The organism is Pleomorphomonas diazotrophica (assembly GCF_002844595.1).
In the GTDB taxonomy this organism is placed as follows: domain Bacteria; phylum Pseudomonadota; class Alphaproteobacteria; order Rhizobiales; family Pleomorphomonadaceae; genus Pleomorphomonas; species Pleomorphomonas diazotrophica.
Genome location: NZ_PJNW01000002.1, coordinates 119,391 through 136,546, shown reverse-complemented (window position 1 = coordinate 136,546; position 17,156 = coordinate 119,391). Strand labels below are relative to the sequence as shown.

At 67.5% G+C, this 17,156-nt stretch carries 17 protein-coding genes; 10 read left to right on the top strand and 7 right to left on the bottom strand.

Annotation, left to right across the window (positions count from 1 at the left end):
- Positions 1 to 271: 271 nt before the first annotated feature.
- Together CXZ10_RS01615 and CXZ10_RS01610 are read left to right on the top strand one after the other, a co-directional pair.
- Entirely contained in the window at positions 272 to 1,198 is a 927-nt protein-coding gene (locus CXZ10_RS01615) for a LysR substrate-binding domain-containing protein (RefSeq protein ID WP_101287209.1), read from the top strand.
- Between the two features lie 36 nt (positions 1,199 to 1,234).
- Complete coding sequence (locus CXZ10_RS01610; RefSeq protein ID WP_101287208.1) at positions 1,235 to 2,062, top strand: hypothetical protein; 828 nt, start codon at positions 1,235 to 1,237, stop codon at positions 2,060 to 2,062.
- A 57-nt stretch (positions 2,063 to 2,119) separates the two neighbouring features.
- Here the strand turns inward: CXZ10_RS01610 and CXZ10_RS01605 are convergent, their stop codons facing one another.
- The 3 genes from CXZ10_RS01605 to CXZ10_RS01595 form a co-directional block, all read right to left on the bottom strand.
- The gene (locus CXZ10_RS01605) at positions 2,120 to 2,896 is read right to left on the bottom strand and encodes a trehalose-phosphatase (RefSeq protein WP_101287207.1); all 777 of its coding nucleotides are present in this window, start codon (positions 2,894 to 2,896) and stop codon (positions 2,120 to 2,122) included.
- Positions 2,897 to 3,043: 147 nt separating this feature from the next.
- On the bottom strand, positions 3,044 to 3,352 hold the full coding sequence (locus CXZ10_RS01600; protein ID WP_101287206.1) for a Dabb family protein: 309 nt from the start codon (positions 3,350 to 3,352) through the stop codon (positions 3,044 to 3,046).
- Between the two features lie 40 nt (positions 3,353 to 3,392).
- Positions 3,393 to 4,856, bottom strand: a complete 1,464-nt coding sequence (locus CXZ10_RS01595) for an MDR family MFS transporter (RefSeq protein WP_101287205.1) — start codon at positions 4,854 to 4,856, stop codon at positions 3,393 to 3,395.
- A gap of 155 nt (positions 4,857 to 5,011) precedes the next feature.
- Between CXZ10_RS01595 and CXZ10_RS01590 the strand changes: the two genes are divergently transcribed.
- The 3 genes from CXZ10_RS01590 to CXZ10_RS01580 are packed head-to-tail and all read left to right on the top strand — an operon-like array spanning position 5,012 to position 6,596.
- Complete coding sequence (locus CXZ10_RS01590) at positions 5,012 to 5,794, top strand: LamB/YcsF family protein (protein WP_101287204.1); 783 nt, start codon at positions 5,012 to 5,014, stop codon at positions 5,792 to 5,794.
- Positions 5,791 to 6,222, top strand: coding sequence for an acetyl-CoA carboxylase biotin carboxyl carrier protein (locus tag CXZ10_RS01585; RefSeq protein ID WP_210199821.1), 432 nt, complete (start codon positions 5,791 to 5,793; stop codon positions 6,220 to 6,222). The genes CXZ10_RS01590 and CXZ10_RS01585 overlap by 4 nt, the downstream gene beginning before the upstream one ends.
- Positions 6,219 to 6,596, top strand: coding sequence for a biotin/lipoyl attachment domain-containing protein (locus CXZ10_RS01580; RefSeq protein WP_101287202.1), 378 nt, complete (start codon positions 6,219 to 6,221; stop codon positions 6,594 to 6,596). Before CXZ10_RS01585 ends, CXZ10_RS01580 begins: the two co-directional genes overlap by 4 nt.
- Here the strand turns inward: CXZ10_RS01580 and CXZ10_RS01575 are convergent.
- Entirely contained in the window at positions 6,581 to 7,537 is a 957-nt protein-coding gene (locus tag CXZ10_RS01575; RefSeq protein ID WP_101287201.1) for a 5-oxoprolinase subunit C family protein, read from the bottom strand. The genes CXZ10_RS01580 and CXZ10_RS01575 overlap by 16 nt on opposite strands.
- Positions 7,534 to 8,187 (bottom strand): 5-oxoprolinase subunit PxpB, encoded by a 654-nt coding sequence (gene pxpB, locus CXZ10_RS01570; protein WP_244617251.1) that lies wholly within the window; start codon positions 8,185 to 8,187, stop codon positions 7,534 to 7,536. Before pxpB ends, CXZ10_RS01575 begins: the two co-directional genes overlap by 4 nt.
- 153 nt (positions 8,188 to 8,340) lie before the next feature.
- Here pxpB and CXZ10_RS01565 point away from each other — a divergent pair, with 153 nt between their 5' ends.
- Positions 8,341 to 9,444: a M24 family metallopeptidase gene (locus tag CXZ10_RS01565; RefSeq protein ID WP_101287200.1), complete on the top strand. Its 1,104-nt coding sequence runs from the start codon at positions 8,341 to 8,343 to the stop codon at positions 9,442 to 9,444.
- A gap of 4 nt (positions 9,445 to 9,448) precedes the next feature.
- On the opposite strand, the gene CXZ10_RS01560 is transcribed toward CXZ10_RS01565, so the two are convergent.
- Positions 9,449 to 10,465 (bottom strand): 2-hydroxyacid dehydrogenase, encoded by a 1,017-nt coding sequence (locus CXZ10_RS01560; RefSeq protein ID WP_101287199.1) that lies wholly within the window; start codon positions 10,463 to 10,465, stop codon positions 9,449 to 9,451.
- 164 nt (positions 10,466 to 10,629) lie between these two features.
- Between CXZ10_RS01560 and CXZ10_RS01555 the strand changes: the two genes are divergently transcribed.
- Both CXZ10_RS01555 and CXZ10_RS01550 read left to right on the top strand, forming a co-directional pair.
- A complete protein-coding gene (locus CXZ10_RS01555) occupies positions 10,630 to 10,974 on the top strand; it encodes a hypothetical protein (RefSeq protein ID WP_101287198.1) in 345 nt (114 codons plus the stop codon).
- Positions 10,975 to 11,065: 91 nt separating this feature from the next.
- Positions 11,066 to 11,521 carry a DUF411 domain-containing protein gene (locus tag CXZ10_RS01550; protein WP_101287197.1) on the top strand — a complete coding sequence of 152 codons (456 nt, stop codon included), beginning with the start codon at positions 11,066 to 11,068 and terminating at the stop codon, positions 11,519 to 11,521.
- A gap of 47 nt (positions 11,522 to 11,568) precedes the next feature.
- Here the strand turns inward: CXZ10_RS01550 and CXZ10_RS01545 are convergent, their stop codons facing one another.
- Positions 11,569 to 12,063: a DUF305 domain-containing protein gene (locus tag CXZ10_RS01545; RefSeq protein WP_101287196.1), complete on the bottom strand. Its 495-nt coding sequence runs from the start codon at positions 12,061 to 12,063 to the stop codon at positions 11,569 to 11,571.
- Between the two features lie 357 nt (positions 12,064 to 12,420).
- Here CXZ10_RS01545 and CXZ10_RS01540 point away from each other — a divergent pair, with 357 nt between their 5' ends.
- Together CXZ10_RS01540 and CXZ10_RS01535 are read left to right on the top strand one after the other, a co-directional pair.
- Entirely contained in the window at positions 12,421 to 14,115 is a 1,695-nt protein-coding gene (locus CXZ10_RS01540) for a methyl-accepting chemotaxis protein (RefSeq protein ID WP_143741452.1), read from the top strand.
- A gap of 169 nt (positions 14,116 to 14,284) precedes the next feature.
- Positions 14,285 to 17,095: a cation-translocating P-type ATPase gene (locus tag CXZ10_RS01535; RefSeq protein WP_101287195.1), complete on the top strand. Its 2,811-nt coding sequence runs from the start codon at positions 14,285 to 14,287 to the stop codon at positions 17,093 to 17,095.
- Positions 17,096 to 17,156 lie beyond the last annotated feature (61 nt).

Sequence of the window (17,156 nt, the reverse complement as noted above, 5' to 3'; positions counted from 1 at the left end):
GGCGCGCCGTGAGCCGTCAACGGCATCCGCCTTTGTCGCCGCTCGTCGTCTGTCGATTGTTGCCCCGCGGTCACGATCCCGTCGCTTTTGAGGGGCACCGAGGGCGCGCGATCGGCGCGGAACTTTTCCCCGCGACAATGGTCGAAACGCCGCCCGGCAAATGGTGTCCGAGGAGAGCTTGCGGTAAGCTTCGGAAGACCATTGTGATTCCGGAGCGGGCACCCTCGCCGGGCACACCGGCAGCAAGACATGGAGAGACGGGAATCCGAGCATGCGCCACACGACTTTGAAGCAGCTGCGATTCCTGTCGGCGGTCATCAAGACCGGCACCGTCACCGCCGCCTCCTCCGCCATGAACGTCACGCCGCCGGCCATCACCGCCCAGGTGAAGGCGCTGGAAGACCTCGTCGGCCTGCCGCTTCTCGAACGCGTCGGCGACCGCTTCATCGCCACGTCGGCCGGCAAGGAGATCGCCACCACGCTCGATCGCATCGAGGCGCTGCTCAACGAATGCTCGGGCGCGCTGGCCGAGATGCGCGAGGCCGGATCGGGCCGCGTTGCCGTCGGCGTCGTCTCCACCGCCCGCTATTTTGCGCCGACCGTGCTCGCCGCCTTCCGCAAGGTGCGCCCGAAGGTCGACATCGACTTCATCGTCGGCAACCGCGACGAGACCATTCAGCGCCTCCGGAACTACGAGGTCGACCTCGCCGTCATGGGCCGGCCGCCGGTCGAGTTCGAGGTCGAGGCCAAGCCGATCGGCAAGCATCCGCAGGTGATCATCTGCGCGCCCGACCATCCGCTGGCCCATGAGCGCAACATTCCCATCGAAGCCTTGATGGGCGAGACATTCCTGGTGCGCGAGGTCAACTCCGGAACCCGCAACTCCTTCGGCCAACTGATCAGCCAGCACGACGGCGGACGCGACATCCGCGAGTTCGAGATGGGCTCCAACGAGACCATCAAGCAGGCGGTGATGGCCGGCCTTGGCATCTCCTTCATCTCCTCGCACACCATCGCCGCCGAGGTGGAGAGCGGCCGCCTCGTCATCATGGACGTGGTCGGCCTGCCGCTCATCAAGACCTGGAATGTCGTCCGCCGCACCGACAAGCGGCTGCTGCCGTCGGCCGAGGCGATGTATCGCTTCTGGGTCGAGCACGGCGGCGAATACCTGCCGAAGATCAGCGGTCACGTCGACTGACGAGAGTCAGTTCCAGGCAGCACCTTGGAGAGCACCATGACAGCCACCCCACGCCCCTTCCGGGTGATCGAAAGCCTGTGCGCCTCCGGCAAGGACTCCGACGCCAAGAAGGAAGACTGGCTGGTCGTGACCGACGACTTCGCCGCCGTCATCGACGGCGCCACCTCCTCCGGCCCGATCGGCGGCCGCCCAGGCGGCATCGTCGCAGCCGAGGCGGTGGAGCGAGCGGTCAGGGAACTGGCGCCGGACGCCACGGCCCGCGACTTCGTCGACCGCGCCACGGCCGCCATCGCCATGGCGATCGGCGACTGGACGGACGAAACGATCATGCGTCCCTCGGCGGTCGCCGCCGTCTGGTCGCGGGCGCGCGGCGAAGTGTGGCGGGTGGGCGATTGCCACGTCCGCATCGACAGGAAAGACTATCCCGGCGGCAAGGAGATCGACCGCATCGGCTACGAGTTCCGTTGCGCCGTCATCCGGGCGCGGCTCCGGCTCGGCATGACCAGCCTTGATGCCGAACTGCGCGTGCCGACCATGGAGCAACCCTTCCGGCCGCTCGTCCTCGCCCAGCACGCCTTCCTCAACCTCGACAGCGACGATCCCCTCGCCTACGGCGGCCTCGCCGGCACCTTCGTGCCCGACCGCTTCGTCGAGGTGTTCGAGGCGGCGGACGCCCGCGAGATCGTGCTGGCCTCCGACGGCTTCCTCTCGCCCCCTGCAACGCTGGCCGAAGGTCTGGCGGAAATCGCCCGCATCAGGGAGAACGACCCGCTGATGGTGGAACTGGTCACCGGCTCGCGGCCCTTCGTGCCGGGCCGCGATTACTTCGACGATACGACCTATCTCAGGATCGCCATCGGGTAACGCATCCGCCCGAAAAATTGCAGACTCTTCGGAAAAGCGGATGCGCAAACAACACGCTTACTGCGCGGCGGCGCGCTCGTCGTCCAGCCAGCGCGCCTCGTAGGCGGCGAGCATCTCCCAGGTCGCCTCGTGGTCGGGCAGGCGGCTGTCGACGCCCGCCACCTTGCGGCCAATGGTGATGCCGAAGCCGCCGAGGTCGCGCGACTTGGTAAAGCCTGGCTCGTCGGGCGTGTCGTCGCCGACATGCACCGGCACGCGGCCGGCAAACGGCTTGTGCTCCATCAGGAAGGCGATGCCCGAGCCCTTGTTGGCGCCCTGCGGCACCACGTCGATCGACACGCGACCGGGGATCACCGCCACATGGCCGCCGGAATGGCGTTCGGCCAATGCCGCCACTTCGGCGGCCAGCGGTTCGCCTTCGTTATAGACGATGGCCAGCGCGCCGATCTTCCACTGGACGTCCATGGTGGGATAGGTCTCGACCACCACCTTGGCGATCTCGTCGAGCGCCTTGCGCTCCTCCGGAGTCTGCACCGGCGTGAAGCGCCGGCCGTCGGCGAAACGGCGGTCGGCACCCTGCAGCGCCGCGACCGGCAGCGTCAGCGGCACGAACATGGGATCGACGGTTTCCACCGAGCGGCCACTGACGATGGCGAGCGCTCCGTTCAGGAGATCGTAAAGCCGGCCGATCAGGGCGATGCGGTCGGCGGCAATGCCGCGCTCGCGATCGGCGTAGGTCGGGCCGATCAGCGTGCCGTCGATATCGAGGAACAGGGCGAGGCGGTCGGGCGCGGGCAAACGGGCGGCAAGGTCGAGCGGATCGGTGAAGGACATGGGCCTGCTGTGGTGGGCGAAAGGGAGGTCGCTCAGACGAAAGTATCGTCCGCAACACTCCCTAGCTCTACAGCCAACGCCGCCCGCCGACAATGCCTCGGCGGTTGAATCGATATGAAAGCCGTCGGAAAGGCGGAAATGCTCCGTTCACACTTCAAAATCGTAGACGAGGATACCCTCCAGCCCACCCTCGGCCGCCGCCACGATCTTGTCGCCGACCTTCACGTGCTCGGGGTGGACGAGATAGGCGTCACGCGCCGCCGCGTCGGTGAAGGTGACGACGAAACCGTGCTGGAAACCATGGCCGAGGCCCTCCGGCGAGGCGTTCGGGCCGGCCTTGAAGTCGACCATGCCGGGGACGAACGACTTCAGGGCCGCCACGGCGCCATAGAGCTTCAGGATGTCGGCCGACGAAGTGCCGGCCGGCATCTTCATGAACACGCAATGCAGGATCATTCAAACTCCTCCCTCGCCGACCGGCATCGCCGGCCGGATCTCACTCTTCCACCGGCGGTGGCGTACGGCCGCGCAACGGCCGCTCTTCGATGCGCATCAGGAGCGCCAGCGACAGAAGCTGCGCCACGGCGGCGGCAAAGAACAGCGCGCGGAAGGCGGCAATGGCGGTCTCCCTCGCCGCGGGATCCAGCGCGCCAACGCTGATATGGTCGCCGATGCCGGCGCTGCCGACGATGGCGCCCAGCACGGCAATGGCGACGACCGAGCCGAGCGAGCGCACGAAGGTGTAGGCGCCGGTGGCGGTTCCGAGATCGCGCGGGTCGGCGGCGTTCTGCACCATGACCGTGCCGACCGGGAACAGCGTGCCCTGACCGAAGGCTGTGAGGACGGCCAGCGCTTCGATCATCCAGAAGGAAACATCGCCGACCAGCAGGCCGACCACCGCCAGCGATGCCAACGACAGGAAGCTGCCGATCACCGGCAACCGCTTGTAATGGCTGCCCTTGCGCAGGATCCGCGCCGAGATGCTCGAACCGGCCACCGAGCCGATCATCGGCCCCAGCAAGGCCAGACCGGCCGCCGAGGCGCCGAAACCTTCGATGAGCTGCAGATAGACCGGATAATAGACCGAAAAACCGAACAGACCGGCTGCCGCCAGGAAGGCGGTCGCCGAGGTGAGCGCGATCACCCGGTCGCCGAAGATGCGTGGCGGCAACAGCGGCTCTTCGGGCTGGAACTGGTACCAGGCGAACAGAATGAAGGCCCCGGCCGCCACGGCGAGCATGCCGAGGATGAGCGGCGAGCTCCAGGGATAGCTGTGACCGCCCAGCGTCAGCGCCAAGAGGAACAGCAGTGTCGCCGCCATGATCATCAGCGCGCCGAGGATGTCGAGCTTGTGGTCGCGGCGAATGTTCGGCAGGCGCGACAGCGGCTTCAGCGACAGTCCCACGGCCATCGCACCGAGCGGCAGGTTCAGCCAGAAGATGGCCGACCAGTGGACGTATTCGGCAAGGACACCGCCGAGCACCGGTCCGGCGATGCTCGCCGTCGCCCAGATACCGGCGATATAGACCATGTACTTGCCGCGCTCGCGCGGCGGCGCCACGTCGCCGATGATGGTCTGGACGAGTGCCATCAGCCCGCCGCCGCCGAGCCCCTGCAGCGCGCGGCCGGCGATCAGAACCGCCATCGACGGCGCCATGGCCGAGATCAGCGATCCCGCCACGAAGATGCCGACGCCTGTGTAAAGCACCGGCCGCCGCCCCTTGAGATCGGCGAGCTTGCCATAGAGCGGGGTCACCGCCGTCGCCGTCAGGAAATAGGCCGAGACGATCCAGGACACCCACTCGCCGCCGCCGAGCGAGGCGCCCATCACCGGCAGCGCCGGGGTAACGATGGTTTGGTCGAGCGCGGCCAGGAACATGCACAGCAGCGCGGTCACGACAATCTTGGTCTTGTCGTCCTCGGTGAGGACCTGCGGGTCGGGCGGCGGCATTTCGGTCATGATGGGGTCCGGCGGATTGCGCGGCGCACCCTATCCGCTGTCCGGCGCGAATGCCAGCAGCGGTTCCTACCGATCCAAGCGGTAGATTGGGTCTTGCGCCTTCCGTTCGGCCTCCGAGCCCCTATACTGGCGCGGATGAACCCGGAGCTGCCGCAATGACCGCCGTCCTACCCCGCGCCGTCGATCTCAACGCCGACCTCGGCGAAGGCTTCGGCGCCTATCGCATGGGCGATGACGCCGCGCTGCTCGACGTGGTCACCTCGGCCAACGTCGCCTGCGGCCTGCACGCCGGCGACCCTGAAATCATGGCCGAGACCTTCCGCCTCGCCAAGGCGGGCGGCGTCACGGTCGGCGCCCATCCCGGCTTTCCGGACCTTTGGGGCTTCGGCCGGCGCGTCCTGCCCTACTCGGCCGGCGAGATCGAGCGGCTCGTCGCCTATCAGATCGGCGCGGCGGCAGCGTTGTCCGCGTTGGCCGGCCACCCCATCGCCTATGTGAAGCTGCACGGCGCGCTCGCCAACCTCGCGGTTGTCGATCCCGACGTGGCCGCCGCCAGTGTCAGGGCCATCAAGGCCGTCGACGCCTCGCTCGCCTGCCTTGCCATCGCCCACGGCAAGCAGGAGCGGCTCGCTCGCGACGCCGGACTTCACACCTACTCCGAGGTCTACGCCGATCGCGGCTATCAGGACGACGGCAGCCTGATGCCGCGCAATCGCCCCGGTGCCTTCATCCACGATCCGGCGGAGGCGGTGGAGCGGGCCTGCCGCATGGTGGAGGCCGGCGAGATCGTCTCGGTCGGCGGCAAGACGCTGCCGACGTCGGTGGATTCTATCTGCGTGCATGGCGACAGCCCGACGGCGGTGGTAACGGCGCGGCTGCTCGCCGAACGGCTCGCCGCCGAGGGCGTCGCGTTCGCCCCCTTTGCGGGCAAGCCATGATGTACGACGCGCTTCTCGACCGCCTCGTGGCGCTCCTCCACGACTCCAGCCTTCACGAGATCGACTATGAGGAAGGCGACATTCACATTCGTCTGGTGAAGGACGGCGAGGGAAAAGTACGGCCGGACATGATGGTCCAGCCAGCCGCCGCTATGCCCGAGTCAACCCTGCCGGACGACCACGCCGTCGTCGCGGGCCTCACCGGTACCTTCTACCGATCGCCGTCGCCCGACGCTCCTCCCTTCGTCGAGATCGGCGACCGCGTCGAGGAGGGGCAGACCGTCGGCCTTCTGGAAGCGATGAAGATGCTCAACCCCGTCGAGGCCGACCGGGCCGGTATCGTCACGGCCATTGCCGCCGAGAACGGCGCGCTGGTGACGCGCGGTGCCGTGCTCATCCACCTTGCCGCCCCGGATGATCCATCATGACCTTCGATGAGATCGAAGCCATCGTCCGCCGGCTCGATAACAGGGGCATTGCCAGTGCCGACATCCGCATCGGCGCGGCCCGGCTGAAACTCCGCTTCGCCGGCGAGGAGCCAACCGAAGCGGCCCCACTCGAGCCACCGCCGGCGCTCGCCGCTGCCCCGTCGCCCGGACGCTTCCGGTCGCGGCATCCATTGCAAACCAACCCGCGCTTTGCCGAGGGCGACCGGGTCAGGAAGGGCGAGACCATCGCCTATGTCGAGGCCAACGGCCTGTTGCTGCCGGTGATCGCCGCCGCCGACCTGACGCTCGGCCCTCCCCTGGCGGCAGATGGCGAGGCCGTCGGCTGGGGCGCATCCCTCTACGAGACGCGATAGAGCGACGCCGCCTTTCGCAGCCCGTCGAGCCATTGGGCCGTCTCGCGCAGCGCCGCCAACGCTTCGTCGCGGCCCACCACGGCAAAGCGCAACGCGTCGCCCGGCATCGCCTGGCCGAGGCGCCAGAGATCGGCCTCGATCACCGTGGCGATCTTGGGATAGCCGCCGCAGGTGTTGGCCTCGGCGAGCTGGACGATCGGCTGTCCCGAAGGCGGCACCTGCACCGTGCCCGGCACGATGCCGTGCGACAGCAACTCGCGCCGCCGCTCGCGCATGAGCTCCGGTCCGTCGAGCCGGCACCCCTGCCGGTCGGCTTCGGCGGTGACGCCCCAGCCCACCGACACGAACCGCTCACGCGCCTCTTCGGAGAACTCCGCCCACTCCGCGGCCGGCAGCACGCGCAACGGCCCATCGGCCTCGGTTCGCCCCGGCGGCGGCGGTGCGCCGATGCCACCCTCCGGCAGCCCTCCGGGGGGACGACGCCCCAACGGCAACCTGTCGCCGCGCTTCAGTCCCCTGCCTTCGTGGCCGCCGTAACCGCTCTTGAGCTCGGTCGCCCTGGCGCCGAGCAGCAATGGCACGTCGATGCCGCCGCCGACCGCAACATAGACGCGGGCACCGGCCGTTGGCGGCGCGATCGTCAGGTCGTCGCCGGCATGCACTTCCGTTGCCCACCAGGGCGGCAGCCGGCGGTCGGCCAGTTGCGCCTCGGCAAGGGCGCCGGTGACGGCGACCGTCGTCGCCACGTCGAAACGCATCCGGAACGGGAAGGCCGCCACCTCGATCGCCGCCGCATCCCGGTCGTTGCCCAGAAGCGCGTTGGCGGCATCGAGCGCTAGGATATCCATGGCGCCGGAGCGGGAGACGCCGCTCGACAACAGGCCGCGCCGGCCGCGGTCCTGCACGGAGTTGAGCGCGCCGGAGGACAGGATCTCGATCACCGCTCCACCCCCGCGATGGTGAAACGCACCCTGTCGCCGGGCCTCAGCGTGGCCGGAAAGGCGCGATGCGGATCGAACAGCGTGAAATCGGTGTGGCCGAGGATATGCCATCCCGACGGCGCAGTGATCGGCATGATGCCGGCCTGCCCGCCGCCGACGATCACCGCCCCCTTGGGCACGCCCTGGCGCGGCAGCGCCCGTCGCGGCGTCGCAAGCCTCGGGTCGAGGCCGGAGAGATAGGGAAAGCCCGGCATGGCGCCGACCGCCGCCACCCGGTAGGCGCCAGCGGAATGCAGATTGACCACGTCGTCGGCGGAGAGGCCAAGTCCGGCCGCGAACTCCTGAAGATCCGGTCCGCCGTAGACAACGGCGATGTCGTGCGACCGCCCACTGTCTTCGATTGGCGTTGCGCGGTGCCACCCCTCAAGGAGGCGCCGCTCGATCTCGCCGGCATCGACTGCAAGCGGATCGAAGGTCACCATCAGGTTGTTCATGCCCGGCACGACGTCCTCGACTCCATGGGCGTCGGAAAGGCTCTCGGCGAGCGCCAAGAGCCGCGCCTGTCGCCCCTCATCGAAGGCGCTGCCTTTGGCAACATCCAGCAACATCGCGCCGGTTCCGGCGTCGGAAAGGATGAACTCGTCGGCCACCGGGATCCCCTTAATTAACCGCGATTATCAGTGGCCAATGCCCGCCGCGCAAGGGAGCCACGCGGCAATGCAGTTGGTGGATGTGCGCCGAAAGTCTATAATCACAGACCGATAGCCGGCCGGAAGACGCCGACGGACACCAAGGACCGCCTCATGACCCCTGAGACCCAGACCCGCCTCGCCGCCCTGCGCGAGCGGATGGTCGCGACCGAAACCGGCCTCGTCGCCGTGGCTCCGGGCTCGCATATGCAATGGCTGCTCGGCTTCACCCCCGCCTCCGACGAGCGCCCCTGCCTGTTGCTCGTTTCGCCAGGCGGCACCGCCTTCCTGATGCCGGCCCTCAACGCCGACGACGTGCGCCAGCACACCGACATCGACTTTTTCCGTTGGTCCGACGAAGTGGGGCCGCACGTCGCCCTCTGCCAGGCACTCGGCGCCATCGGCGCCAACGCGCCCGACCGAGTCGCCATCGACGAGACCATGCGTGCCGACTTCGCGCTCCTGGTGCTCGATGCCCTGCCCTCCGACGTCTTGCGTACCTTTACCGCCGACACGCTTGGCGGTCTGCGCATGCGCAAGAACGAGCGGGAATACGATCTCCTCAAGATGAATGCGACCATCGCCGACCGGGCGATCGAGGCAGCCGTCGCCGCGCTCAAGCCGGGCATGACGGAGAACGAACTCGCCGCCATCATCCGCAACCATTTCCTCAAGGAAGGCGCGGCGCCGAGCTTCTGGATCGTTGGCAGCGGCCCCAACGGTGCCTTCCCGCACCACACCGCCTCCGACCGCCATATCACCGAGGGCGATGCGGTGGTGATCGACATCGGCGGCATCAAGTCCGCCTTCCCGAGCGACATCACCCGCGTCGCCGTGGTCGGCCAACCGCCGCAGGGCTTTGCCGAGATCCACGCCATCGTCGAACGGGCCGTGCAGGCGGCGCTTGCCGCTGCCAAGCCCGGCGCGCTCGCCCGCGACGTCGACGCCGCCGCCCGCACGGTGATCACCGAGGCCGGCTATGGCAAGTTCTTCACCCATCGCACCGGCCACGGCATGGGCATCGACGGCCACGAGCCGCCCTATATCACCGCCACTTCGGAAACCGTGCTGGAAGAAGGCATGGTCTTTTCCATCGAGCCGGGCATCTACCTGCCCGGCCGCTTCGGCTGCCGCCTCGAGGAGATCGTCATCCTGAGGAAGGACGGCCCGGAAATCCTCTCCGGCCTTCCCCGCAGCATCCTCACGGCGAAGGGCTGACCTCTCAGCCCTTGCCCGCCACCTTCTCGCTGAGCACGCGGTTGGGCGACACCTTGCCGGCTTCCTCATCGGCGATGTTGCCCATGGTGGTCTCGGCGATGGCCAGCAGCGCCTCCTCGGTGAAGAAGGCCTGATGGCCGGTGATCAGCACGTTGGGGAAGGTCAGCAGGCGCTGGAACACGTCGTCCTGGATGATCTCGCTGGAAAGGTCCTCGAAGAACAGGTCCGCTTCCTGCTCGTAGACGTCGAGGGCGACGCCACCGATGCGGCCGCTCTTGAGGCCGCCGATCACCGCCTCGGCATTGATCAGCGCGCCGCGCGAGGTGTTGATCAAGAGAAAGCCCTGCTTGGCACGGGCAATCGCCGCCTCGTCGATCAGGTAATGCGTCTCCGGCGTCAGCGGGCAATGCAGGCTGATGATGTCCGAGCGCTCGATCAACTCGTCGCGGTCCACGTAGGTGACGCCGATCGCCTTGAGATCATCGACTTCGTAGCGGTCGTGGGCGACCACCTCGCAGCCGAAGCCGAGACGATAGGCGCGCGCCACCAGCGCACCGATGCGGCCGGTGCCGACGATGCCCACCGTCCGGCCGTGCAGGTCGTGGCCCAGCAGGCCCTCCAGCGCGAAGTTGTTTTCACGCACCCGCGCCCAGGCCCTGTGGATGCGTCGGTCGAGGGCCAGCAGCAGCCCAACCGAGAACTCGGCAACGGCATGCGGCGAATAGGCCGGCACGCGCAGCACGGTGACGCCCTTTTCCTCGGCCGCGTCGAGGGCGACATTGTTGAAGCCGGCGGCCCGAAGCGCCACGATGCGCGTGCCGCCGGAGGAAAGCGTTGCGATCACCTCGGCGTCCAGCGTGTCGTTGACGAAGGCGCAGACGGCCGGAAAGCCCTCGGCAAGCCGCGCCGTCGTCCGGTCGAGCCGCGGCTCGAAGAAGGTAAGCTCGTGGCCGTGCGAGGCAGCGGCCCGGCTCAGGAAGGTGCGGTCGTAGGGCTTGGTGCTGAAGATGGCAACGCGCATCGGGCTCTCCGGATCGATGGTCTGAGCGCGAGCCTATCAGGAGCGACGGCCAAGAAAAGAGGGGCAAATTGCGGCGGATAGCGCCTCTGCGGCAAAAGCATGGCCTTGGCCATCCGCATCAATCCATGCTGGCGAGATGCATCAAAGGATGCGAGACTGCCAGCATGCGCTTTCTCGCCGCTCTCCGCCTCGTTCTCGTTGCCGCCGCCCTGATCGGCCTTCTGGCCGGCCGGAGCATCGTGCTGCCCGTGGCTGCTGCGCATGCGGAAATGGCGATGACCGCCGATAGCGAACATGACTGTTGCGACAAGGACCGAGGCGTCACGGCCGACAAGGCGAGCCTGGGCAACAAATGCTTCGGCCTGGGTTGCCCGATGATCGCCCCCGCCCTGCTGCCGGCTTCGCCGGCCCTTGCCCAGACCGCCGAGCTCTTTGCCGCCCCGTCCGGCATCATGGGCGAACTCGAAGGCCGGTCGCCGAGGCCACTGCTGGAACCGCCGCGCGCCTGAGCGGCTTCCAGTTCACTATTTTCCATATTCCCTGTCGTCGCAGGCGCCGACCGCGCGCCGCGACCGTTCAGACAGCATCACAGGCAAAACCATGAAATCCCAACTCCTCGCCCTCATCGTCCTCGCCGCGTCCACCTCGCTTGCCGGCGCCGCCGGCCAGAAGGTCGACGTCGTGCTCAACGAAGGCTGCATGTGCTGCCACGAGTGGATCAGCCACATGCAGGCCGCCGGCTATGAGGTGAACGCCACCGAACTGGACTATGACGCGATCACCGCCAGGAAGAAGGAGGTCGGCATTCCCGACGATGCCGTCTCCTGCCACACCGCCATGGTCGGTGGCTACGCCATCGAGGGCCACGTGCCGGCCGCACTGGTCGATCGGCTGCTCGCCGAGAAGCCCGACGCCGTCGGCCTCGCCGCTCCCGGCATGCCGCTCGGCTCGCCCGGCATGGGCGCCGACGCCGATGCCGAGCCCTACGACGTGCTGTTGATCGGCAAGGATGGCAGCACCACGGTGTTTGCCAGCGTCGAGCCCGATCGGGGCTGACAAAGGAGCGCGGTCGGCGGTGTTCCGCCGGCCGCGCCACTCCTGGCCTACTGCTTGGTCATCGCCTCGACATGCGCCGATATCTCGGTGATTTCCTTTGTCTGCGCATTGATGATCATCTCGGCCATCGTCTTGCTCCAGGCATCCTTGCCGTATTTGAGCTGGATCCGCGCCATGTCGAGCGCCCCCTGATGATGGACGAGCATGCCGCAGTTGAAGGCGAGATCGGGGTCGGCGATCCTGGCCGCCGCCATCATAGGCTCGTGCATGCGGTTGACGGCGTCGAGGGCCTCCTGCTGGGCACCGCCCATGGCCGCATCGTCGGCTGGCTTGGTCATGTCCATGCCCGGCATGGCCTTGGAAGCCTCCGCGCCGCCGTTGCCGGCCGCGCTGGGTCCGGCCATCGTGTGGTCGGCGGACATCATGGCGGCGCGGCAAGCCTGCGGCAGAACCGCCACGTCGCCGCTCGCCGCCTCCTGGGCGAATGAAGCGGACGCGGGCGCGATGAGCACCATGGCAAACAAGATCGCGCGTTTCTGCATCGTGAGCCTCCTATGTCTGATCGCCGGCGAGCAGGCGTGAGCCGAGCAAACGGGGCGCCAGACGACGGCGAGAGGGCTACAACACCCGGCGTGGCGCTTTGTTCGCGCCAGCGCTCAAAAAGGCAGTCTCTCGAAGAGGGTCGCAGCTCTGAAGCGCCTCGACGGTTGCCGGACCCAAAATCGGCAGTAAATGAAATTGCGAGGCATTGGCACTTTCGTCAGGAGGTGAAAGACCCCGTTCACGTCGTCCGACGGCAGACGGATGAACGGCAGAATGCATCGAGTCTGAGAGGGTCAACTTTATCCCTTGTTAAGCGCCGGCAGGCCTTTTGGGTACGTACTTGACCGGAGAACTCGATGTCACTGAAGAATCTTTCCCTGCTCGCCAAAGTGGTTTGGGTCGCCAGCGCGATCGGGCTTGTCGCCATTTCGGGAGCCACCTACTTCGGCTGGCAGACCAACACGGTGAGCCAGAGCTACGAAGAGTTGCTGCAGAACAATGCCAAGGCGCCGTTCCTGATGGCACGGGCCAACCGCAACATGTCCGACGTCGTGGCCTCGCTGTTCAAGAACGCCGCGGCCACCACGGAAAAGGACAACGCCGATGCCGCCGCCTCTCGTGACAAGGCGCTTGCCGACGCGCAGGCCAACTTCGGCAACGCGGCCGAGCGTCTTCCCCAGCAAGCAAGTGAGATCAATGGCTTCTCCGATCGGATCAAGACCGTGCTGACCGGCACCTGCGCTGAAGTGGTGAGCTTGTCCGCCAGCACCGACCCTCAAGTAACCGCCAAGGCGCTCCAACTGCTGATCAGCGATTGCCAGCCGGCCATCAACAAGATCCAGCAGGATACGGTGGCCTTCAACGAAGAGGTCCTGAAGAACGTCGACGCTCAGATCGCCAGCAACCACGCCAAGGTCACGCAGACCATCTGGTTCACTCTCGCCGGCATTCTGCTTGCGACGCTGATCATCGGCGGCATCGCGATCGTCGGCATGCGGAGGTCCGTCGTGCAGCCGCTGGCGCTTCTGCTGCGGCAGATGCGGGCGATGCAGGACGGCGACTATGGCGTGATCATCGAGAACCGGGATCGCAAGGAAGAAATCGGCCGGATCGCCAACAGCCTCGAAGAGTTCCGCTCCGCCCTCAAGCTGGCCGAGGAGGCCCGGCACGCCGCCGAGGCGATCAAGGCGGCTGAAGCGGCGGAGCTGAAGCGTCGCTCAGATCTGACCGACGAGTTTGTGGAGCGCATGGAAAACCTCTCCGCTTCTTTCTCCGGATCGTCCATCGAGGTCGCCGACGCCGCCAAGAATCTCTCGGCCACCGCCGAGGAAACGGCGCGGCAGGCCCAGTCGGTCGCCGGTGCGTCGGAAGAGGCATCGACCAACGTCCAGACCGTGGCCGCCGGTACCGAGGAACTCACCGCGTCGATCGGAGAGATCTCGCAACAGGTGACCAACTCCTCGAAGATCGCCCAGGAAGCGGCGGCAGAAGCGGCCGCCTCCAGCAAGAATGTCCAGTCGCTGTCGGTGTCGGCCCAGCAGATCGGCACGGTCGTCGAGCTGATCAGCAACATCGCCGCCCAGACCAATCTCCTGGCGCTCAATGCCACCATCGAGGCGGCGCGGGCCGGTGAAGCGGGCAAGGGTTTTGCCGTCGTTGCCGCCGAGGTCAAGCAGCTTGCCGATCAGACCGCCAAGGCAACCACCGAGATCAACAGCAAGATCACCGAGATCCAGTCGGCGACCGGCGTCGCGGTCGACTCCATCTCCAAGATCGTCAGGACCATCGACACCATCCAGACGGCGGCCGAGGCGATCGCCGGCGCGGTCGAGCAGCAGGGCGCGGCCACCAGCGAGATCGCCCAGAACACCCAGCGCGCCGCTCAGGGCACCGCTGCCGTCAACCAGAACATCTCCGGTGTCGGCACCGCCGCCGAGATGACCGGCGCCGCCGCCACCCAACTGATGGGCCTGTCGGACGCCATGAACGGCAACTCGGCAACGCTGCGGCGGGAGGTCGAGACCTTCGTCCTGAACCTCAAGGCCGCCTGACGGCCACGCAATCTCCGGTCAGTGACGCCCCCCGTGCCCAAAGCGCGGGGCTTTGCTTTGGCAGCCCCCTGGAAACCATGGCTGTCGTCGCCATATCCCGATAGGGTTGAGAAGCCGAGCGGACAGGCCCGATGCACCGGGCGCTGCCGGTCGCAGATCGGAGCTGGGGATGGACAGCGCATTGTCTCGAACCGAAGCCACCGTCCCCCACATGCGGACGGCCGATGAGGTTCTCGCTGATCTCCGCACCGACGCACGACGCGGCCTTGCCGGGGAGGAGGCGGAGGAGCGACTGCGGCAGGCCGGGTCGAACGCTCTCGCCGAGGAAGCGCCAGTGCCCGCTTGGAAGAAGTTCCTGGCACAGTTTGCCAACGTTCTGGTCGCCCTGCTGCTCGCCGCCGCGCTGGTGTCGGCCGGTCTCTGGCTCTACGAGCGCGACTCCGCCATGCCCTTCGAGGCCATGGCGATTTTCGCCATCGTCATCCTCAACGCCGTCATGGGCTATCTCCAGGAATCCCGCGCCGAACAGGCGGTCGCCGCGCTGCAGAAGATGTCGGCGGCGCACGCCACCGTGCTGCGCGACGGCACGCGTCAGAGCGTGCCGGCGACCGACATCGTTCCCGGTGACATCATCCTCATCGAGGAGGGCGACACGGTCCCGGCCGACGCCCGGCTGATCGAGGCCGTCTCGCTCCAGATGGCGGAGGCGCCGCTGACCGGCGAGAGCCTGCCGGTGGTGAAGACCGTCGCGCCGATCCTCTCCGACGTCCCGCTCGGGGACCGCGCCAACATGATCTTCTCGGGCACGGCGGCGACCTATGGGCGTGGTCGCGCCGTGGTCGTGGCAACCGGCATGTCCACGGAGATCGGCCGCATCGCCGGCATGCTGGAGGGCACATCCGAGGAGGCCACGCCACTGCAACGGGAGCTCGACAAGGTGGGTCGTCTCCTCGGAGCCATCGTCGTGGTGATCGCCGTCGTGATGATCGGCACCATCCTTCTGGTCGAGCACGTGCGCGGCCTCTCGGCGATCTTCGACGTGCTGATCCTCGGCGTGGCGCTGGCGGTGGCCGCCATCCCCGAGGGGCTGCCGGCCATCGTGACGGCGGTGCTCTCCATCGGCGTCCAGCGGATGGCGAGGCGCAACGCCATCGTCCGCCATCTCGCCGCCGTGGAAACCTTGGGGTCGGCCAATGTCGTCGCCTCCGACAAGACCGGCACGCTCACCCGCAACGAGATGACGGTGCGCGTGGTGGTCACGGCGAGCGGCAGGGCCACCTTCAGCGGCACTGGCTACGCCCCGGAAGGCGACCTCAGTGGCAATGACGGCGATGCCCTCGCCGGCGATCATCTCGACGAAACGCTGCGGGCGCTGGTCGCCGCCGACCGCGCCAACAACGCCGTGCTGTTGGAGCGGGATGGTCGCTGGTCGATCGAGGGCGACCCGACCGAGGGGGCGTTGATCGTGGCCGCCCGCAAGGCCCGCCTGGAGCCGGAAGGGCTCGACGCCCGCTTCGATCGCGTCGGCGAGGTGCCCTTCTCCTCCGAACGCAAACTGATGAGCACGGTCCACACCGACAGCGACAAGCCGGGGCGGCTCCGGGTTCTCACCAAGGGCGCGCCGGATGTGCTGCTCGAACGATGTTCGCACGAACTGGTAGCCGGTGAGGCGCGGCCGCTGTCGGAGGAACGGCGCCAGGAGATCGCCGCTCTCAACGACAGTCTGGCCGGCGAGGCGCTCAGGACGCTCGGCCTTGCCTTCCGCACCCTGCCCCACGAGGGTGCGCCGGCCGAGGCCTTCGACGACGGCGTCGAGCGCGACCTGGTCTTTCTCGGCCTCGTCGGCATGATCGATCCACCGCGCGACGAGGCCAAGGCGGCCATCGTCAGGGCCAAGGCGGCCGGCATCCGTCCTATCATGATCACCGGCGACCATCCGGTCACCGCAGCCGTCATCGCCGCCGAGCTCGGCCTTTCCGACGGCCGCGCCGTCACCGGCGCCGAACTGGAGGCGATGACCGAGGACGCGCTCGACGAGACGGTGCGGGAGGTGTCGGTCTTCGCCCGCGTCAGCCCCGAACACAAGCTCCGCATCGTCAAGGCCTTGCAGCGGCATCGCAAGACGGTCGCCATGACCGGCGATGGCGTTAACGACGCCCCAGCCCTCAAGACCGCCGACATCGGCATCGCCATGGGCATCACCGGAACCGACGTCTCCAAGCAGTCGGCCGACATCGTGCTGGCCGACGACAACTTCGCCTCCATCGTCGCGGCGGTCGAGGAAGGCCGTGCCATCTACGCCAACATCCGCAAGTTCCTGCGGTATCTCCTGTCGTCGAACATCGGCGAGGTCATGACGATGTTCTTCGGCGTTCTGCTGGCCGGGACGATCGGGCTCACCCCGTCGGGCGCCGACGGCATCGTCCTGCCGCTGCTCGCCACCCAGATCCTGTGGATCAACCTTGTCACGGATGGCGCGCCGGCACTGGCGCTCGGCGTCGACCCGGCGGAGACCGCCGTCATGCGCGAACCGCCGCGCCCGCGGGACGAGAGCGTCATAACCCCGGCCATGTGGGCGGGCATCGTGCTCGTGGGCTTGGTGATGGCCGTGGGCACGCTCGCCGTGCTCGACGCCTCGCTACCCGGCGGCCTCATCGAAGGCAGCGGCACCATAAGTTACGCCCAGACCATGGCCTTCACGACGCTGACCCTGTTCCAGCTCTTCAACGTGTTCAACGCCCGCTCCGACCACGCGAGCGCCTTCCGGGGCGTGATCGCGAACCGCTGGCTGTGGGTCGCCGTGGGCGTCTCTCTCCTCCTGCAAGCCTTCGTCGTATACATCCCCTTCCTGCAACAGGCCTTTTCCACCACGCCTCTCAGCGCGGCCGACTGGCTGCTTTGTGCCGCCGTCGCAAGCTCGGTGCTCTGGCTGCGCGAGGCGGTCAAGCTGATCACCCGAAGCTTCACCAAGAACGCCTAAAGGCTACATGGAAAGCATCCGCCTCACCGCGATAAATGCCGGGATCGACGGGCATGAAGGC

Coding starts and splice junctions, on each gene's coding strand:
- CXZ10_RS01615 (WP_101287209.1), top strand. CDS start 272: ATGCGCCACACGACTTTGAAGCAGCTGCGATTCCTGTCGGCGGTCATC.
- CXZ10_RS01610 (WP_101287208.1), top strand. CDS start 1,235: ATGACAGCCACCCCACGCCCCTTCCGGGTGATCGAAAGCCTGTGCGCC.
- CXZ10_RS01605 (WP_101287207.1), bottom strand. CDS start 2,896: ATGTCCTTCACCGATCCGCTCGACCTTGCCGCCCGTTTGCCCGCGCCC.
- CXZ10_RS01600 (WP_101287206.1), bottom strand. CDS start 3,352: ATGATCCTGCATTGCGTGTTCATGAAGATGCCGGCCGGCACTTCGTCG.
- CXZ10_RS01595 (WP_101287205.1), bottom strand. CDS start 4,856: ATGACCGAAATGCCGCCGCCCGACCCGCAGGTCCTCACCGAGGACGAC.
- CXZ10_RS01590 (WP_101287204.1), top strand. CDS start 5,012: ATGACCGCCGTCCTACCCCGCGCCGTCGATCTCAACGCCGACCTCGGC.
- CXZ10_RS01585 (WP_210199821.1), top strand. CDS start 5,791: ATGATGTACGACGCGCTTCTCGACCGCCTCGTGGCGCTCCTCCACGAC.
- CXZ10_RS01580 (WP_101287202.1), top strand. CDS start 6,219: ATGACCTTCGATGAGATCGAAGCCATCGTCCGCCGGCTCGATAACAGG.
- CXZ10_RS01565 (WP_101287200.1), top strand. CDS start 8,341: ATGACCCCTGAGACCCAGACCCGCCTCGCCGCCCTGCGCGAGCGGATG.
- CXZ10_RS01560 (WP_101287199.1), bottom strand. CDS start 10,465: ATGCGCGTTGCCATCTTCAGCACCAAGCCCTACGACCGCACCTTCCTG.
- CXZ10_RS01555 (WP_101287198.1), top strand. CDS start 10,630: ATGCGCTTTCTCGCCGCTCTCCGCCTCGTTCTCGTTGCCGCCGCCCTG.
- CXZ10_RS01550 (WP_101287197.1), top strand. CDS start 11,066: ATGAAATCCCAACTCCTCGCCCTCATCGTCCTCGCCGCGTCCACCTCG.
- CXZ10_RS01545 (WP_101287196.1), bottom strand. CDS start 12,063: ATGCAGAAACGCGCGATCTTGTTTGCCATGGTGCTCATCGCGCCCGCG.
- CXZ10_RS01540 (WP_143741452.1), top strand. CDS start 12,421: ATGTCACTGAAGAATCTTTCCCTGCTCGCCAAAGTGGTTTGGGTCGCC.
- CXZ10_RS01535 (WP_101287195.1), top strand. CDS start 14,285: ATGGACAGCGCATTGTCTCGAACCGAAGCCACCGTCCCCCACATGCGG.